Source organism: Arthrobacter sp. NQ7 (assembly GCF_029581595.2).
GTDB classification, from domain to species: Bacteria; Actinomycetota; Actinomycetes; order Actinomycetales; family Micrococcaceae; genus Arthrobacter; species Arthrobacter phenanthrenivorans_B.
In genome coordinates this window covers 244,298-261,797 of sequence record NZ_JARFXU020000001.1, presented here as the reverse complement: position 1 = coordinate 261,797, position 17,500 = coordinate 244,298, and the positions used below count along the sequence as shown (strand labels likewise).

The window sequence follows — 17,500 nt, the reverse complement described above, 5'->3', positions numbered from 1 at the left end:
GAAGGTCGGCCCTCGCACCACACCAAAATAGGCAGTATGCTTACTATCTTGCAGCTGGGCGCGCTACGTGCCTGATGACCTGAACCCTACCGGCGGCATGAGCCCGTAAAAGGAGTCACATCATGAAAGCTCTCGTATGGCACGGTGAAGGCGACATCCGCCTGGACACCGTTGACGACCCCTCGATCCTGGACCCGAACGACGCGATTGTCCGCATCACCCGCAGCGCCATTTGCGGCACGGACCTGCACTTCATCCGCGGCACCATGGCCGGAATGAAGGAGGGCACCATCCTGGGCCATGAGGCCGTGGGTGAGGTGACCGCCGTGGGCAAGGCCGTGCGCCGGTTCGCCCCCGGGGACCGCGTGATCGTCTCGTCCACCATGTCCTGCGGCGTGTGCTGGCAGTGCCGGGCCGGGCACACCGCCCAGTGCGACACCGCCAACCCGAACGGTCCGGAGGCCGGCACCTGCTTCTTCGGCGGCCCGGAGACCACCGGCCCCATCAACGGCCTGCAGGCCGAATACGCCCGCATCCCGTGGGCCTCCAACACCCTGACCTCCCTCCCCGACAACGTCAGCGACGAGCAGGCCATCCTGCTCTCCGACATCTTTCCCACCGCCTGGTTCGGCGCCCAGCTGGCCGGCGTGCAGCGCGGGGACACGGTGGCGGTGTACGGCGCGGGGATCGTGGGGCAGCTGGCCATCGCATCGGCCTTCCGGCAGGGTGCGTCGCGGGTGTTCGCGATCGACGGCGTGGAGACCCGGCTGGTGCAGGCGCTGGATCAAAACGCGGACGTCATCAACTTCAACAGCGAGGACCCGGTGGAGGCGCTGAAGGAAGCGACCCTGGGCATCGGCGTGGACGCGGTCATCGACGCGGTGGGCGTGGACGCGCAGCGGCCGTGGGCCGGACCCGCCGCGGCGAAGGGCGAGGAGCAGGCGGAGCAGTTCGCGCAGGAGGTGGCCGAGGTGGCACCCGAGACCAACGTCCAGGGTGACAACTGGGTGCCGGGGAACGCGCCGTCGCAGGTATCGCAGTGGAGCGTGGAGACGGTGCGGAAGTACGGCCGGATCGGGATCATCGGGGTGTACGGACCCACGATGACCTCTTACCCGATCGGCATGGCGATGAACAAGAACCTGACCGTGCGGATGGGCAACTGCGACCACCGCTCGGTCACGCCGCCGCTGGTGGACCTGGTGGCCTCCGGCGTCTTCGACCCGACCAGGTTCATCACGCAGCACGAACCGATCAGCGACGTGGTGGACGCCTACCTGAACTTCGACCGGCGCGAGGAAGGCTGGCTGAAGACCGTGCTGACCACGGCCTAGCCTCCCCCTGCCCGGGCGGCCTGCTCCTCTTCAGGGGCGGGCCGCCGTCGTGCGTAGTTTTTCCACATAGCGGCCAGGCGCACTCCCGCCCCTGACCCGCGACGGGCAGTGTGGGTGCATGGCCGACCTCCCGCCGCTCCTGCTGTCCCGGGACCGCATTCTGCACGGACTTACCGCCAACGACCTCGCCAAGCGGGTGCGCTCCGGCGGGCTGGTCCGTATCCGGCACGGGGTGTACATCGACGGACCCACATGGCGGGCCATGCTGCCGTGGGACCAGTACCGGCTCCGCGTCCAGGCTGCCGCGGAAACGTTCGAAAGCCCCACGATTTTCGCCCGCGATTCGGCGGCCAGCGTGTTCGGCATCCCGACCATCGGGCAGGACCAGCCGGTCCGGGCCCTCACATTGAAGAACGACGGCGGCAGGTCGCGTGCGGGGGTCAGGCGCCACTTCGCTGCGCGGGCCGGGTTGCAGGTGGTCCGGTGCGAGGGCCTGCTGGTCACCGATCGGATCCGGACCGTCCTTGACCTGGCGGCCTTCTGCCCCTTCGCGGAGGCCGTGGTGCCGCTGGACCACGTGCTCCGGCCGGACCCGGTCCGGCAGCTGCCGGCCCTTTCCAAGGCCGAACTGGAGGACGGAATCGGATCGATCTACTCGGCCGCGGCAGCACGGCGGATCCGGACGGCCCTCGCGTTTGCCGATCCCGCCTCCGGCTCGGCCGGCGAGTCCTGGAGCCGGGGGCTGATCCATGCGGCGGGCTTCGAAGCTCCCGTCCTGCAGCACCGGTTTACGGATGCGTCCGGACTGGTGGGCTACGCCGACTTCTATTGGAAGCGGTCCAGGGTTGTTGGCGAATTCGATGGTGAGGAGAAGTACGTCAAGGACGCGTACCTCAAAGGCTTGACCGCCGCACAGGCCGTGGTGGCGGAGAAGAACCGCGAGAACCGGATCCGCGCGCTGGGCATCAACGTGGTGCGCTGGGACTGGGCCGATCTGAAGGTGCCCGGAGCGCTGGAACGGAAGCTGGCGGCGGCAGGTGTGGGCCGCCGTCGTGCGCGTTCTGCCGTTATCGACGCGCAAAACCGCCTGTGACGCGCACATTCCCTGGCGCGGCGCGGATGTGGGTCGCGAAAGGGAACCTGCGCAGCGCGGATGAGTACGGGCGTCCTCAGCGGCCGGCGAAAAAGTCGGCAACCAGCTTTTTCGGAGCCCGGGTTGCCCATGCCTCAACAATGATCTCCGCCAGCTCCTCCCGGCTGACTTCGCCCAGCCGGGACTCCTGTACCAGGACGGCGTTGTAGCCATCGAAGTGCGGAATGGTGAAGAACGGCAGAGACGGGTCCTCCACCAGGGCGGCCTTGGCGGCGTCGTCCGGGACCACGATGACCAGCAGGTCCCGGAAGGGCTCCCCCGTCTCCGGATCGATGGCCGTTTTATGCGGTGCACGGTACAGGACAAAGCCCCTGCCTTTCGGCCCGCGGGGCACTTTGTATGTCGGGCGGTCCCCCCACGACGTTCCGAGCTCCACCTCCGGCAACCCAAGGCAGATCGCGCCCACATCATCGGGGACGGCCATGCGTTCCATGGCCACACGGTAGCCCTGCCGCCTGGGTGATTCAACAGGCGCTGGCCCACCGTCTTCACGACCCGCCCGGCCGTTAGCCCCTGTGCGGGGAAGCAACACCCAAACCTGTTGCCCGTAGAGGCTTCCCGCGCGGGCCGGCAGGCATTAGCGTCACCACCAGGTGTTGGTCATTCACAACTGAAGGAGCCCTATGCTGCGGCAGATCGCGGAGCGCGTCCACGTGCATCAAAGTTCGTTCATGCAAAGCAACGCCCTGATAGTCCAGGGCAGCGGCGGCGCGCTGGTGATCGATGCCGGCATCACCACGGACGAATTGACCTGCCTCGCCGGGGACCTGCGGGAACTGGGCCAGCCTGTGGTTGCCGGGTTTTCCACCCATCCGCATTGGGACCACATGCTGTGGCATCCGGAGCTGGGAGATGCACCTCGCTATGCCGGAAACCGGTGTGCAACCACGGCGAGGGAACGGCTGTCCGCTCCGGGCGCCAAAGAGCGGCTTGCCTCCGTGATCCCTCCTGATCTCAGCGGCCAGGTACCCCTTGATCTCCTGGGGCAGCTCACCGCGCTTCCCCCGGACACCACCCACGTTCCATGGGAGGGTCCGGCCATCCGCATCCTTGAGCACAACGCGCACGCGCCAGGCCATACAGCGCTGGTCATCGAGGACGCCCGAGTCCTCGTGGCCGGGGACATGCTCTCCGACATCCTGATCCCGATCCTGGACTTCGGCAGCAGCAGTGATCCCATCCAGGACTACCTCGATGCCCTGGAACTCCTCGAGGGGGAATCGGGGAACATCGACGTCGTCGTCCCGGGGCACGGCTCCCCCGCAGGCGCCGACCAGGTGGCCGCCCGCATCGGGCTCGACCGCGCCTACCTCCGGACGCTTCGCGATGGCGGAGCCTTCGATGACCCCCGCGGCGGCCCAAGCCCCGACATCCACGACCGGCAACTCGCGCAGCTCGCGGGCAGGAAATAAGAACCGCCGGGCGGCGGTGGAGGGGCAGCGGCTCAGCCCAGATTGCTCGGTGCTGCGTTCTGCTGGAATCGACGCGCATCTTCGTTCCGGCCGCGCACGTTCCCTCACGCATCTGATATCCGGGCAGCGCAACGGAATATACGCACCGCGGAGGTTTATGCGCGTCGAAACCCGGCACTCGCGGCGGCACTCCAGAAGCATTTAACGCGGCCTTGTTACCGGCCAGCGGCGGGTCTATGTTGGTGCTGACCCGGGCCCTGCTGGGACGGCTGCCCGCTACAGGTCTCGCCGAGGCAGACATGAGTTACATCCCCGTCAGCAGGCGCACGCTCCGGCTGCACCGCGAATCAGAGCGGTCCACCCGTCGACTGGTTGCCGGCCTGTCCGCCGCGGCCTTCGTTGCATGGCTGTTGTCCGTGCTGCTGTCCTCCACGGTGTTCGTTGACGGCTACGTCCACGCCATCGATCTGGTGGTGCATGACCTCTTCCTGGTGGTGGCCTTCGGTGCCATCATCCTGGTCGACTGGCACGGGCTCCTGTGGCTGATCGGCCGGCGCACGCTCGGTGAGATCATCCGGCTGGACGGGGCCGCAACACCGTTGATTTGGGGCGGCCTCGCCGGGATGCTGGCCACCGGCGTGTTCCTGAGCCCGCACCTGGACAGCCCCATGACCGAGGTGAAGCTCGCGGCGGTCCTGGTGCTCAGCCTGAACGGAATCATGCTGATCCCGCTGATGCGGCGGCTCGCCCGGCTCCCAGCCAGGACCGCATTCGGGGATTTGTCCACCGGGCAGCGGGTTCACCTCATGTCGTGCCTGGTGATCTCGCAGCTGTGCTGGTGGACCGCAATCATCATTGGATTCATCAACGCGCAGTCCTGACAAAGGCCACCTGGCCGCTTTGCCCTGCTGCCGCCGTCGTACGTGCCCTGCCGTTGCCGACGCGCGAACTCCCCTGAGGGCCGCATCCTACTTTTCGCGCCCCTGATACGGGCCGCGCCGGGGAATATGCGGACCGCGCCGGGGAATATGCGGGTCGAAAAGGAACCAGCGCGTCCCACCCGAAGACGCGCGTCAAAAAAGGATCCGGGCAGCGAAGGCGGGGTTCAGCGGCCCTCCGGGACCGCAACCCCGGGGGCAGAGGTTTGCGTGGCGGCCCAGCTGGCCAGCATCTTCAGCGCGTCTTCGGAGGGCGTCCCGGGTTCGGCTGTGTAGATGTTGATCCGCAGCCCCGGATCCGCGGGCAACTCCATCGCCTCGTACGTCAGGTCCAGATCCCCGACGATCGAATGGTGCAGCCGTTTGCGGCCGGTGCGGTGGTACTTCACGTCGTGCCGGGCCCAGCGGACGCGGAACTCCTCGCTGCGCGTTGAAAGCTCGCCGATCAGGTCGGACAGGTCCTTGTCGAACGGGTTCCTGCCAGCCGTGGAGCGGAGGACGGCAACGATGTCGTCGGCGGCGCGCTCCCAGTCGCGGAAGAACTCCCGTGCCTTCGGATTCAGGAAGGTGAACCGTGCGCTGTTGGGCGGGGTGCCGGCGTCGGCCATCATCTCCAGGTACAGGGCACGGCCCAGCTCATTGGAGGCCAGCACGTCGCCGCGGTCGTTCCGGACCCATGCCGGCGCCGTCGTAATCGCATCTATGACCCGCTGCACGCTGGGGCGCACCGTCTGCGGATCCGCTTCCGCCGCACCCGCGGGGCCGCGGTAGACGCCCGGGCCAGGTCGAACAGGTGCGCGGTCTCGGCGTCGTCCAACTGCAAAGCCCGGGCCAGTGCCTCCAGGACACTGTCCGAGGCGCCCGAAAGGTTTCCCCGCTCCAGCCGGATGTAGTAGTCGATGCTCAGGCCCGCGAGCATGGCCACTTCCTCGCGCCGGAGGCCCGCAACGCGCCGGTTGCCGCCGTACGCGGGCAGGCCGGCGTCCTCGGGCGTGAGCCGGGCGCGGCGGGAGGTCAGGAACTTCCGCACGTCGTCGCTGTTGGTCATGCCTCCACGCTACGCCGACGCCGGGCCGCGAAGGAGGGACTGACAAGCCCTCCCACAAACCTCCACACCCGCATAGCGTGAAGGGCATGGTTATGGAACTCACGCTCAACAACGGAATCACACTGCCCGCGCTCGGCCTGGGCGTCTTCCAAAGTCCCCCGGAAGAGACGACGGCGGCCGTCCAGACAGCGCTCGAGGTGGGCTACCGGCACATCGACACCGCCGCGGCGTACGGCAACGAGCGCGAGGTGGGCGAAGGCATCCGCCGCTCCGGCCTGGACCGCTCCGACGTGTTCATCGAGACGAAGGTCTGGGTCAGCGACTACGGCTACGACGAGGCACTGCACGCCTGGGACAAGGCGGCCGGCAAGCTCGGGGTGGAGCAGCTGGACCTGTTCATCCTGCACCAGCCCGCGCCGGACCGGTTCGAGAAGACCATCGCCGCGTACAAGGCGCTGGAAACCCTGCTGAAGGACGGGCGGGTGCGGGCCATCGGCGTCAGCAACTTTCTGCCGCACCACCTGGAACGGCTGCTGGCGGAAACGGACGTGGTGCCGGCCATCAACCAGATCGAACTGCACCCGTACTTCACGCAGCGTGACGTGCAGGCCGCGGACGCTGAGCACGGCATCCTCACCCAGGCGTGGTCGCCGATCGGCGGCATCACGTTCTACCCGGGCTGGGGCGAGAACCGAAGGAACGTCATGCGCGACCCGGCGATTGCCGCCGTCGCGCAGGCCCATGGCAAGACCCCGGCCCAGGTGATGCTCCGCTGGCACCTGCAGCAGGGCCGCTCCGCCATCCCCAAATCCACCAACCCGGCCCGCATCGCCGAGAACTTCGACGTCTTCGACTTCGAGCTGGCGCCGGAGCAGGTGGCCGCCATCGACGCCCTGGACACCGGCACCCGCAGCGGCCCCGACCCGGACGTCGCCCGCCCTGAGCGGTTCGCCATGGTCATCCCGGAAGCCTAAGGAGAGAAGAATGGAATACCGCCCACTCGGCCGCACGGGGGTAAAAGTCAGCCCCCTCTGCCTCGGCGCGATGATGTTCGGCCCCTGGGGCAACGACGACCGCGCCGACGCCACCCGCATCATCCACCGCGCCCTGGACGCCGGCATCAACTTCGTGGACACGGCGGACGTCTACTCCGCCGGGGCCTCGGAGGAGATCGTCGGCGAAGCCCTGGCAGGCAGACGCGATGACGTCTTCCTGGCCACCAAGTTCTTCATGCCCATGAACGAAAAGGACCCCAACCAGCGCGGCGGCTCCCGCCGCTGGATCATGCGCGCGGTGGAGGACTCGCTCCGCCGGCTGAACACCGACTACATCGACCTCTACCAGGTGCACCGCCCCAGCCCGGACACCGATGTGGAGGAAACCCTCGGCGCCCTCACCGACCTGGTCCGCCAGGGCAAGGTGCGGTACATCGGTTCGTCGTCCTACTCCGGGTCGCAGATCGTGGAGGCGCAGTGGGCGTCCCGGGAACGGAACCTGGAGCGGTTCGTCACCGAACAGCCGCCGTACTCCATCCTGACCCGCGGCATTGAGGAGGACGTCCTGCCCACGGTCCAGCGGCACGGGATGGGCACCCTGACCTACAGCCCGCTGGCCGGCGGCTGGCTGTCCGGCCGGTGGCGGAAGGACTCCGCGTCCCGGCCCACCTCGAGTGCCCGGCCCAGCGCCCGGTTCGACATGACCCAGCCCGCCAACCAGCGCAAGCTGGACATCGTGGAGGAGCTCGCCCAGGTGGCCGAATGGGCAGGCGTCACGATGATCGAGCTGGCCATCGCATTCGTGATCAACCACCCCGGCGTCACGGCCGCGATCGTGGGGCCCCGCACCATGGAGCAGCTGGAGTCCTACCTCCCCGCCGCGGACACCAGGCTTGCCCCCGAGGTCCTGGACCGCATCGACCAGCTGGTGGCCCCCGGCGTTACCGTCAACCCCGAGGACAACAGCTACGGCGCCCACGAACTGACAGCACAGGCACGACGGCGGCACCGGCCTTAAGTGCCGGGCCGCACCTCACCCAACCCTACGAAAGGACATCCCATGGCAACGTGGCTCATCACAGGCTGTTCGACCGGACGTGGCCGGGCACTGGCGGAAGCCGTGCTCGCGTCCGGGCACAACGCCGTCGTCACCGCCCGGAACGTCGATGCGGTTCAGGACATCACGGCCGGCTTCCCCGACACAGCCCTGGCACTCCCCCTCGACGTCACGGACAAGGCCCAGATCAGCGCGGCGGTGAAGGCAGCGGAGGACCAGTTTGGGGCGATCGACGTGCTGGTGAACAACGCCGGCTACGGGTACCGCGCCGCGGTGGAGGAGGCGGACGACGCCGATATCCGCCGGCTGTTCGACACCAACTTCTTCGGCGCCGTGGACATGATCAAGGCGGTGGTCCCGGGCATGCGGGCGAACAAGTCAGGGTCCATCCTGAACATTTCGTCCATCGGCGCCCGGATCACCCCGCCCGGCTCCGGCTATTACACGGCCACCAAGGCGGCACTGGAGGGCATGTCCGGGTCGCTGCGCAACGAGCTGAAGCCGCTGGGCATCAACGTCACCGCCATTGAGCCGGGCGGCTTCCGCACCGACTTCGCCGGCCGTTCGCTCACTCAGTCCACGACGGCGATCGGGGACTACGCGGATACGGCCGGCAAGCGCCGCAAGGAGCACGACACCGCGCACGGCACCCAGCCCGGGGACCCGGACAAGGCTGCCAGGGCGATCATGGCCGTCGTCGATTCCCCCAACCCGCCGGGCCTCCTGGTCCTGGGCACCGACGCATTCGACGCCTTCGGCAAGGTGGCCGAGGCGCAGCGGGCCGAGCTGGACCAGTGGCAGGAGCTCAGCACCAGCACGGACATCACGGACTGACCTGCCGGCCGGCGGCCCGCGACGCGCAAAAGCATCTTCGCGGCGCAAATTCCCGCACGCAGCCCATATTTGGGCAGCGATCTGGAAGGTGCGCGGCACAAATGAGCATGCGCGTCGCGGCCGCATAAGCCAGCAAAATCGAGTACCCGGTACTCATGACATGACGCTTTCCCGGTGCGAGAGTGGAGATGTTCCGTCAACCTGCGACTCAAAGTTGGAAACCGCACCATGGCAGCAAAGCGGCGGCGATCAGGCAGCAAGGGCGCCGGCGGCATCGGATGTGCCCCGTTCCTCATCCTGATCGGCATAGCCCTGATCATTCAATACTGGTGGGTCCTGCTGATAGCTGCGGGCATGGTTGCGCTGACTGTGGCCCTGGTACACGCGGCAAAGGCCCCGCCCCGCCCGGCCCGCGTACCCCCGCCCAAGCCGCAGCCCGCCGTCGTCCCACCCCGGCCGGTCCTTGCCGGCGATGACCTCACAGCCCAGATGCGGGCCCAAAAGCAGGTGGGCCGTATACGGGACATGCAGGAGTGGGACTACGAGTGGATCCGGCTTGCCCATCCGGGGAAGAGCCTGCGCGAAGTCAACGACATCGCGAACGCCCATTTCGCCCGGGGCCGCTCCATCGGCATCAACTGGGGAGACCCCTCCGCCCCCTGAGCTCCATGGGGATGCGCGGCTGGGTCTAGGCGACCGTACCCTCGCGACGCGCATCTGCATTTTCGCGGCGCACATTCCATCACGCAGCCCACATGTGGGTAGCGGTTCTGCAGGTGCGCGTCGAAAATGAGCAGCCGCGTCGAAAATGAGTCTGCGCGTCGCGAACGAACTTGCGCGTCGAAAATGAGTCTGCGCGTCGAAAATGAGCAGCCGCGTCGCGAACGAACCTGCGCGTCGCCGCCGGGCAGGCCGCCGGCGCCCATCCCTACACAGGCGCCGTTTCACCGGTGCGGCCGTGCTGCAGGCCGGTGGCGAAGCCGATGGTCACGGGCACCGGGGCGGAGCAGCAGGAGCCGTCAGCAGCGTCCGCCGCGTCGTCCGGCACGGATGTGGAGCAGACGCCGGTTTCCGGGAGCTCGAGTTCCACGGCGTCCGCGGCCTCGGTGTCCCCGGCCAGGGCGGCGACGATGGAGCGGACCTGCTCGTAGCCGGTGGCCATGAGGAAGGTGGGTGCCCGGCCGTAGGACTTCATGCCGGCCAGGTAGAAGTCCTTCTCCGGCTGGGCCAGGATGCCGGCGCCGTGGGCCGGGACCGTTCCGCAGCTGTGGAAGTCCGGGTCGATCAGCGGGCCCAGGGCCCTGGGTGCCTCGACGGCCGGGTCCAGGTCCAGCCGCAGCTCTGACAGCATGGCCAGGTCCGGGCGGAACCCGGTCGCGGGAATGACGCGGTCCACGGAAACGCTGCGGCCGTCCGCAGCGTGCACGGTCACGGCGTCGCCATCCACATCGATGGAGGCCGTGTGGAAGTTGGTGAGGAGCTGGACGGCCCCGGTGTCGACGGCGGTGCGGAGCCTGGCCCCGAGCTGGCCGCGCGCGGGGAGCTGGTCGGCGTCCCCGCCGCCGTACGCGCGGGCCGGGCTGGCGGCGCGGATAGCCCAGAGGACTTCGGTGCCGGGGTTGACGCGGGCCAGCCGGGCCAGGTCAAGCACCATGTTCGCGGCCGAGTGGCCGGAGCCGATGACCAGCGTGCGGCGGCCGGCAAACCCGCCGGCGGCAACGTCCGGGAGCGGTCCGGTGACGAGTCGCGCGGCACGCGCTTCAGCCTCACCCGGAACGGCCAGCCCGGACGATCCCAGCGGCGCCGGGGTGGTCCAGGTTCCGGACGTATCGATCACGGCGCGGGCCGGCACCTCGGTGACCGTGCCGCCGTCGTGCTCTACGCGCAGGAGGAACGGCGCCTGGTCACGTCCCTTGCTGCGGCCCTTGTCCATGCCCTGCCGGGCGACGGCCACAACACGCGCCCCGGTCCGAATCCGGTCCTTCAGCTCCGGCGTGGCCGCCAGCGGCTCGAGGTAGTCGGAGACGATCTGGGAGCCGTAGGGCAGTGCGGTGGGCCGGGGCGCTTCCCAGCCGTTGCGTTCCAGGAGCCGGACGGAGGCGGGGTCGAGGTTGTACTTCCAGGTGGAGAACACCCGGACGTGGCCCCATGAACGGATGGCGAAGCCCACCGTGGGGCCGGCCTCGAGGACGAGCGGTTCCAGGCCGCGTTCCAGCAGGTGCGCGGCGGCGGCCAGCCCCACCGGCCCGGCTCCGATCACGGCAACGGGCAGGGACTCCTTGGATGTCATGGCGTCAACAACCTTTCAGGCCGAAGCAGGGATAAGGGAGGCAATGAGGGATTCGACGCGGGTCTTGATCTCGTCGCGGATGGGCCGGACGGAGTCCACGCCCTTGCCGGCGGGGTCCTCCAGGACCCAGTCCTCGTAGCGCTTGCCCGGGAAGTAGGGGCATTCGTCGCCGCAGCCCATGGTGATCACCACGTCGGAGTCCTTGACGGCCTCGGTGGTGAGGACCTTGGGGATTTCGGCCGACATGTCGATGCCCACCTCCGCCATGGCCTCGACGGCGGCCGGGTTCACCTTTTCCGCGGGCTGTGACCCGGCGGAGCGGACCTCGATGGCGCCCTGGGAGAGGGTGGTGAGGAAGGCGGCGGCCATCTGGGACCGGCCGGCGTTGTGGACGCAGACAAACAAAACGGAGGGCTTGTGGCTCATGAGAGCACCTTTCGGTCGGCCGCCGGGGCAGCAGGAGCGTCGGTAAAGGAGGGGTAGAGGATGCGGACCAGGACGTAGCCGGCGGCGGCGCCGAGCAGCTGCGCGAGGATAAAGGCAGGGGCCGACGGCGGTGCGATGCCGGCGAAGGTGTCCGTGACGGTCCGGGCGATGGTCACGGCGGGATTGGCGAAGCTGGTGGAACTGGTGAACCAGTACGCGGCGGTGATGTACCCGCCGACGGCGAAGGCCACCCGGTCCGCGCGGCCGGACCGGACGGTGCCGAAAATGACCAGCAGCAGCCCCACGGTGGCGATGACCTCGCCCAGCCAGAGCCCGGCGCCCGTGCGTTCATGGGTGGAAAGGGTCACCGCGTCCAGCCCGAACATCAGGTTTGCCGCGACGGTGCCAACCAGGCCGCCCAGGACCTGCCCGCCGACCAGGGCGCCGGTGGTCCGGGTGTCGATGAGCCCCAGCGCCCGTTCCACCAGGGTCACCACGGGATTGAACGACGCCGACACCGGCTGGAGTGCCACAATCAGCGCCACCAGCGCGGCACCCGTGGCGAGGCTGTTCTGCAGGAGCTGCAGCCCGGCCTCGTGCGGGGACAGCCTGGACGCCATCACGCCCGAGCCGACCACCGCCATGACCAGGAACGCGGTACCCACAAACTCCGCCGCGGCGCGGCGTGCCAGGACATTCACGACGCCTGGCCACCGATCAGTGCCGCGAGGTTCTGCAGCGCCCCGGTGCGGGCCCGGTAGTAGACCCAGACGCCGCGCTTCTCCCGGTCCAGCAGCCCCGCCTCGTGCAGGATCTTCAAATGGTGGCTGATGGTGGGCTGGGAGAGGTCAAAGGCATCGTTGAGGTCGCAGACGCAGGCTTCGCCGCCTTCATGCGAGGCGACCATGGACATCAGCCGCAGCCGGACGGGATCGGCCAGCGCCTTCAGCAGCGGGGCAATCCCCTCCGCTTCCTGTTCTGACAACGGCTCGCGCGCCAGCGGGGCGCAGCAGGCTGCGGCCTCCACCGGGGTCAACTCCATAGACATAGACACACGTAAATATATACATCCATCTATGTCTTTCGTACAACCCCTCTCCGCCTCCCCTAAATGCCCCCGCCCCTTGCTGCCCCACCATGCGCGGACCATAGGATGGCCCCTGTAGTTTGTTTGCCACAGATGAAGGGCCCACCCATGATCGAGATCCTGACCCCTGCTGAAGTGGCCCGGGCACGGGAGACCGGGGCCCTGGTGGCGGACATCCTGCAGTCGATGAAAAGCCGCGCCACGGTGGGCACAAACCTGCTGGACATCGACCAGTGGACCAAGGAGATGATCACCGATGCCGGGGCCGAGTCCTGCTACGTGGACTACGCGCCGTCGTTCGGCCGCGGCCCGTTCGGGCACTACATCTGCACCGGTGTCAACGATGCCGTGCTGCACGGACTCCCCCACGACTACGCGCTGGCCGACGGCGACCTCCTGACCCTGGACCTCGCCGTCGTCTTGAACGGGGTGGCCTCGGACGCCGCCATCAGCTTCATCGTGGGGGAATCCCGGCCCGCGGAGAGCGTGGCGATGATCGAGGCCACCGAGCGGGCGCTTGCGGCCGGGATCGCCGCGGCCGGGCCGACCGCCAAGATCGGCGACATCTCCTACGCCATCGGCCGCGTCCTCACCGATGCCGGGTACCCGGTGAACACCCAGTTCGGCGGCCACGGCATCGGCTCCACCATGCACCAGGACCCGCACGTGCCCAACAGCGGACGGCCCGGGCGCGGCTTCAAGCTGCGGCCCGGCCTGCTGCTGGCGCTGGAGCCGTGGATCATGGCGGACACGGCGGAACTGGTGACGGACGACGACGGCTGGACCCTTCGGAGCGCCACTGGCTGCAGGACGGCCCACACGGAGCACACCATCGCCATCACCGAAGACGGCGCCGAGATCCTGACCCTGCCTTCCCGGTAGCGCCTATTCGGTCCCGGCCACCTGGCTGCGGCGTTCCAGCAGCAGGGTGTCCTGCCAGTGCCCGGCCTTGGGCCCGTGGCTGATCCGCGCGATCCGCTCCCGAGTCCCCACCACCCGGAAGCCCAGCTTGCGGTGCAGCGCAAGGCTGGCCAGGTTTTCGGGGAAGATGCTGGACTGGATGGTCCAGATCCCCGCAGCCTCCGTGGAATCGATCAGGGCGCTGAGAAGCAGCCGGCCCACGCCCCGGCCGTGTGTCTGCGGCGCCACATAGATGGAATGCTCCACGACGCCCCGGTACACCTCCCGCGAGGAAACCCGCGACACCGCGGCCCAGCCCAGGACCCGGCCGGCGTCCGCGGCGATGAGCCGGTGCTCGGCCAGCCGGCCGCCGTCGAACGCCTCCCAGGTGGGTGGCTCGCTCTCGAACGTCGCCTCACCGGTGGCGATGCCCGCGGCGTAGATGGCGTGCACGGACTCCCAGTCGTCCGGGCACATGGGGCGGATCGTGACGGGGCTCTGCATGGGTTTCATTATGGTGGCCGGGCCAGCCCCGACTCGCGGTTCCCGGCCATGGCCACCACCGGGCCCGGGTGTAAATAATCCGTCAATTAAACGTTCCGGCCGTCCGCGCCGCGCCTGCACCGGCCTTTGATGGATGCAGAGACAGCACGTGTGGAGGCAGGAGCACAGATGCGGTGGGATGAGGCACCCGAGGACCGCGGCAGGATCAGGTTTGCCGCGGCTGCCGAGGCGGTGGAGGGCTACGGCGGCCGTGGAGTGAACGGCCGTGCCCTTCCACCGGCCACCGGCTACGTGTTTCCTGACCAGGACGGCGAGGAGTGGTGGGTCATCTTCCAGCCTTGGCCGTCCCCCGGCCCTGCCGGCCACAACGTTCCCGGTGACATCCTGGCGTGCAACGACTCGTACGGCGACATGGTGCACGTCGTGGTGCTGGCAGCGGGCGTTCGCGAGGACGACGCCGAGGCCGCCTTCCGCGCGGACCGCCCGGTCAGCCTGGCGGACGCCGTCCGGGTTGCGGGTGCTGTTCCGCACCTGGCGGCAGTGGTCCACAAGTCCGGGACGACGGCGGAGCCTCCGCTCAGCCGACGTGGACCCACGGACGCTGGGTGACGTCAGGGACAGCCTCGCGGAGCACCTCCCGGGTTACCGGCGCAATCTCGCCCTCGCCCAGGAACAGGAACCGGACAAGGTTGGTAATGGGGTTGCCCTCCGTCCAGCGGAAGTAGATATGGGGCATCAGCCCTGTCACGTCCCTGATATGCAGCAGCACCGAAGCGATGGTGTTGGGAACCACCGGACCGTGGACCTCGAGGATGTGAAAGCCGTGCCGGTTCACCCCGCGGACGAACAGTTCGGTCTCAAAGTCCGACGAGTCGTCCACGACGACTTCAAGGAACAACGCCTCGCCGGCAAGCGGAAGATGGCTGACCTCGACCGCTGACTCAAGCTTGTCCCGGTATGCCTCCGCGGACATCCGCAGCGGTTCGTGCGCGATGATGGCGATGGGCCCGTCCAGGGTGCTGGACATGAATTCCAGGGCCTGCTGGTCCAAGTGCACCCGGGTTGCATGAAGTTCGAAAGACCGGCGGACCCTGGACAGCAGTGAAATCACGATGATGCCCAGGATGAAGATCGCGGCGATCCGGATGCCCTCGGGCCGTTCGAAGATGTTGGCCACCGTGGTGTACGCGAACACCACGGAAATCGCACCAAAGCCCCTGGTGAGGTTCCGCTGCCCGCGCCGGCGCGCCGACAACGTCACGGCGACGGCGGCGGAGGTCATCAGCACCAGCACACCGGTGGCGTACGCGCCACCCTGGGCGTCGACGTCGGCGTTGAAGATGAAGGTGATCAGGAAGCCAACCAGCGTGAAGACGAGCACCAGGGGCCGGACCGCCTTGGCCCACTCTGGGGCCATGCCGTAGCGCGGCAGGTACCGGGGAACCAGGTTCAGCAGGCCCGCCATGGCGGACGCGCCGGCGAACCAGAGGATGGCGATGGTGCTGATGTCATAAAGGCTGCCGAACCCTACGCCGAGGTATTCGTGGGCCAGGAAGGCCAGCGCCCGGCCGTTCGCCTGGCCGCCCGGCTGGAATTCCTGTTCCGGAATCAGGACGACGGTGATGAAGCTGGTGGTCAGCAGGAAGCCGCTCATGATCACCGCGGCGGTGGTCAGCATGCGCCGGGCACCCCGGATACGGCCGGCCGGGTTCTCTTCGGTGTCCTCCCCGGCTCCCCGCACCTGCGGCATCACGGCAACGCCGGTCTCGAAGCCGGACAGGCCCAGGGCCAGTTTGGGGAACACGAGCAACGCAATGGCCACGGCCATGAACGGGTTTCCGTGCGAGACCCACATATTGGTCCACCAGTCCCCCATGGCCGCTGGGTGGGTGACGACCTGCGCCAGGGTGGCAACCACCACGATCGCGTTCAGGCCCAGGTAGAGGACCACCAGCACGACCGCGACACCGATGGCTTCCCGGAATCCCCGCAGGAAGACGGCGGCCAGCAAGGCCAGCAGGACGAGGGTGACGGGGACGTTCTGGTCCTGGAGCCAGCCGGGGGCGACGGGGTTGTGGATGAGGTGGGCGGTGGCGTCGGCGGCCGAAAGGGTCATGGTGATCATGAAGTCGGTGGCGGCGAACCCGAGGAGGACCAGCACCAGGAGCTTGCCGCCCCATTTGGGCAGCAGCCGCTCGAGCATCGCAATGGAACCTTCGCCGCGGGGGCTCTCGCCGGCCACCCGGCGGTAGACCGGAAGTGCTCCCAGCAGCGTCACAGCCACCAGCACCAGGGTGGCAAGCGGGGAGATGACGCCTGCTGCCAGCGCTGCGATGGCCGGTTGGTAGCCCAGGGTGGAGAAGTAGTCCACGCCGGTGAGGCACATGACCTGCCACCACGAATGCTTCTTTTCATGCTGGGTGGGCACGCCGCCGGGGCCGGGGTGGGCGCCCTTGCTGTCCTGCAGCCCGAACAGCAGCCAGTCCTTCAGCGCCTCTTTTCCATGCGGATGGGGCGCGGAGGGATCCGCCGGGGGCCTGCTCAACGTGGTCATGTCTGCCTTTCCGCGCTGCCCTGTGCACCGCGACCACTGCGAAGCTAGCACCGGCGAAAACGGCTGACCTGCGGAAAAGGCATTTATTGACGAATCCTTTACGCCTGGAATTGCGGCCGCCGGGAGGACTTTCGCCCCAAGTGCGTGAACACCGCGCGCGCCTAGCATCAAGGCATGTCGGCGCAACTGCCCAATGCCCAGGCCTGGTGGCCGCTGTACCGGATCGGCGGTACTGCCGGACTGCTGTTGGTCGTTTCCGGTGTGGCCGCCCTCGCGCTCTACGTGGTGGATCCGCCGCCCGTTTCCGGTGGGGAGGCTACGCTGCGGTTCATCGCGGACCACAAGGCCTCGTACATCGCCCAGCAACTTCTCTGGCTTGTCCCGTCGCTGTTCGGGCTGGTCGTCTTCGTTGCCCTCCTGGTGGCCCTGTTCCCGGCTAGTCCCAGCCTGGCGGTCCTGGGCTTCGCGGTCGGCGCAGCCTCGTGGACCGCGCTCCTGGCGGTGCCGGTGACCAGCGAAGGAACCCTTTCGCTGGTCTACTTAAGCGACCAGTACGCGGCCGCGGCCCCCTCCGCGAGGCCTGCCTTCGTGGCGGCTGCGGAGGCCTTCGTGGCCGAGAACAACGCGGTCTCGCTCGCCGGGGCGCTCACACCGCTGGGGATCCTCCTGATCTCGCTGCCCATGGTCCGGGGTGTCCTTCCGCACTGGGCTGGCTGGCTTGGAATTGCCACGGGCGCCCTCGGCCTCGCCAGCGAGGCCCTGCGCTTCATCATGCCGTCCCTCTACGCCGTCTACGGGCCGCTCCTTTGGGCCTGGTTCGCCGTCGTCGGCATCTCGCTCCTGCGGCTGTCCCGCCGCGGCGGATCCCCCGCCCCTCCCGCCCGGCGGCCCTCACTGCGGGCCTACAAAAGAGAGCGCGCTGCATGACAATGATTGCCGGTCCGTCTGAAGCTCGCGGGCGAATCGTG

Annotated in this window: 18 protein-coding genes and 1 pseudogene; 11 read left to right on the top strand and 8 right to left on the bottom strand. The window is 68.3% G+C overall.

Going from position 1 to position 17,500, the window contains the following annotated elements; genetic code table 11:
• The first annotated feature begins 122 nt into the window (after nt 1–122).
• Complete coding sequence (locus tag PUN71_RS01215; RefSeq protein WP_277797048.1) at nt 123–1,334, top strand: alcohol dehydrogenase catalytic domain-containing protein; 1,212 nt, start codon at nt 123–125, stop codon at nt 1,332–1,334.
• Nucleotides 1,335–1,452: 118 nt separating this feature from the next.
• Nucleotides 1,453–2,427, top strand: a complete 975-nt coding sequence (locus tag PUN71_RS01210; RefSeq protein ID WP_277797047.1) for a hypothetical protein — start codon at nt 1,453–1,455, stop codon at nt 2,425–2,427.
• Nucleotides 2,428–2,503: 76 nt separating this feature from the next.
• Here PUN71_RS01210 and PUN71_RS01205 read toward each other — a convergent pair whose 3' ends face one another.
• On the bottom strand, nt 2,504–2,920 hold the full coding sequence (locus PUN71_RS01205) for an MmcQ/YjbR family DNA-binding protein (protein WP_277797046.1): 417 nt from the start codon (nt 2,918–2,920) through the stop codon (nt 2,504–2,506).
• Between the two features lie 190 nt (nt 2,921–3,110).
• On the opposite strand from PUN71_RS01205, the gene PUN71_RS01200 reads away from it, so the two are divergent.
• Both PUN71_RS01200 and PUN71_RS01195 read left to right on the top strand, forming a co-directional pair.
• Nucleotides 3,111–3,899: an MBL fold metallo-hydrolase gene (locus PUN71_RS01200; protein ID WP_283532389.1), complete on the top strand. Its 789-nt coding sequence runs from the start codon at nt 3,111–3,113 to the stop codon at nt 3,897–3,899.
• A gap of 236 nt (nt 3,900–4,135) precedes the next feature.
• On the top strand, nt 4,136–4,780 hold the full coding sequence (locus tag PUN71_RS01195; RefSeq protein ID WP_277797044.1) for a hypothetical protein: 645 nt from the start codon (nt 4,136–4,138) through the stop codon (nt 4,778–4,780).
• Nucleotides 4,781–5,004: 224 nt separating this feature from the next.
• On the opposite strand, the pseudogene PUN71_RS01190 reads toward PUN71_RS01195, so the two are convergent.
• Nucleotides 5,005–5,885 (bottom strand): annotated as a pseudogene (locus tag PUN71_RS01190) (helix-turn-helix transcriptional regulator).
• Nucleotides 5,886–5,977: 92 nt separating this feature from the next.
• On the opposite strand from PUN71_RS01190, the gene PUN71_RS01185 reads away from it, so the two are divergent.
• The 4 genes from PUN71_RS01185 to PUN71_RS01170 all read left to right on the top strand — a co-directional run bounded on the left by PUN71_RS01185 (nt 5,978) and on the right by PUN71_RS01170 (nt 9,434).
• Nucleotides 5,978–6,859, top strand: a complete 882-nt coding sequence (locus PUN71_RS01185) for an aldo/keto reductase (RefSeq protein ID WP_277797284.1) — start codon at nt 5,978–5,980, stop codon at nt 6,857–6,859.
• Nucleotides 6,860–6,869: 10 nt separating this feature from the next.
• Nucleotides 6,870–7,898, top strand: a complete 1,029-nt coding sequence (locus PUN71_RS01180; protein WP_277797043.1) for an aldo/keto reductase — start codon at nt 6,870–6,872, stop codon at nt 7,896–7,898.
• A gap of 42 nt (nt 7,899–7,940) precedes the next feature.
• Entirely contained in the window at nt 7,941–8,771 is an 831-nt protein-coding gene (locus PUN71_RS01175; RefSeq protein ID WP_277797042.1) for an oxidoreductase, read from the top strand.
• A gap of 228 nt (nt 8,772–8,999) precedes the next feature.
• Entirely contained in the window at nt 9,000–9,434 is a 435-nt protein-coding gene (locus PUN71_RS01170) for a hypothetical protein (RefSeq protein ID WP_277797041.1), read from the top strand.
• Nucleotides 9,435–9,699: 265 nt separating this feature from the next.
• Here the strand turns inward: PUN71_RS01170 and PUN71_RS01165 are convergent, their stop codons facing one another.
• Genes PUN71_RS01165 through PUN71_RS01150 form a run of 4 tightly spaced genes read right to left on the bottom strand, consistent with a single transcriptional unit; the run spans nt 9,700 to nt 12,535 of the window.
• Nucleotides 9,700–11,061 (bottom strand): FAD-dependent oxidoreductase, encoded by a 1,362-nt coding sequence (locus tag PUN71_RS01165; RefSeq protein ID WP_277797040.1) that lies wholly within the window; start codon nt 11,059–11,061, stop codon nt 9,700–9,702.
• Between the two features lie 15 nt (nt 11,062–11,076).
• Complete coding sequence (locus PUN71_RS01160; protein ID WP_043452278.1) at nt 11,077–11,487, bottom strand: arsenate reductase ArsC; 411 nt, start codon at nt 11,485–11,487, stop codon at nt 11,077–11,079.
• Nucleotides 11,484–12,188 carry an aquaporin gene (locus PUN71_RS01155; protein WP_277797039.1) on the bottom strand — a complete coding sequence of 235 codons (705 nt, stop codon included), beginning with the start codon at nt 12,186–12,188 and terminating at the stop codon, nt 11,484–11,486. Before PUN71_RS01155 ends, PUN71_RS01160 begins: the two co-directional genes overlap by 4 nt.
• Nucleotides 12,185–12,535: a metalloregulator ArsR/SmtB family transcription factor gene (locus PUN71_RS01150; RefSeq protein WP_277797038.1), complete on the bottom strand. Its 351-nt coding sequence runs from the start codon at nt 12,533–12,535 to the stop codon at nt 12,185–12,187. The genes PUN71_RS01155 and PUN71_RS01150 overlap by 4 nt, the downstream gene beginning before the upstream one ends.
• A gap of 147 nt (nt 12,536–12,682) precedes the next feature.
• Here PUN71_RS01150 and map point away from each other — a divergent pair, with 147 nt between their 5' ends.
• Nucleotides 12,683–13,456 (top strand): type I methionyl aminopeptidase, encoded by a 774-nt coding sequence (gene map / locus PUN71_RS01145; RefSeq protein WP_277797037.1) that lies wholly within the window; start codon nt 12,683–12,685, stop codon nt 13,454–13,456.
• A 3-nt stretch (nt 13,457–13,459) separates the two neighbouring features.
• Here the strand turns inward: map and PUN71_RS01140 are convergent, their stop codons facing one another.
• Entirely contained in the window at nt 13,460–13,978 is a 519-nt protein-coding gene (locus tag PUN71_RS01140; RefSeq protein ID WP_277797036.1) for a GNAT family N-acetyltransferase, read from the bottom strand.
• A 168-nt stretch (nt 13,979–14,146) separates the two neighbouring features.
• Between PUN71_RS01140 and PUN71_RS01135 the strand changes: the two genes are divergently transcribed.
• On the top strand, nt 14,147–14,587 hold the full coding sequence (locus PUN71_RS01135) for a hypothetical protein (RefSeq protein ID WP_277797035.1): 441 nt from the start codon (nt 14,147–14,149) through the stop codon (nt 14,585–14,587).
• Here the strand turns inward: PUN71_RS01135 and PUN71_RS01130 are convergent.
• Nucleotides 14,556–16,532 carry an APC family permease gene (locus PUN71_RS01130; protein WP_277797034.1) on the bottom strand — a complete coding sequence of 659 codons (1,977 nt, stop codon included), beginning with the start codon at nt 16,530–16,532 and terminating at the stop codon, nt 14,556–14,558. The two genes, PUN71_RS01135 and PUN71_RS01130, sit on opposite strands and share 32 nt — an antisense overlap.
• Nucleotides 16,533–16,706: 174 nt before the next feature.
• Here PUN71_RS01130 and PUN71_RS01125 point away from each other — a divergent pair, with 174 nt between their 5' ends.
• Entirely contained in the window at nt 16,707–17,459 is a 753-nt protein-coding gene (locus PUN71_RS01125) for a DUF4386 family protein (RefSeq protein WP_277797033.1), read from the top strand.
• Nucleotides 17,460–17,500: the final 41 nt, after the last annotated feature.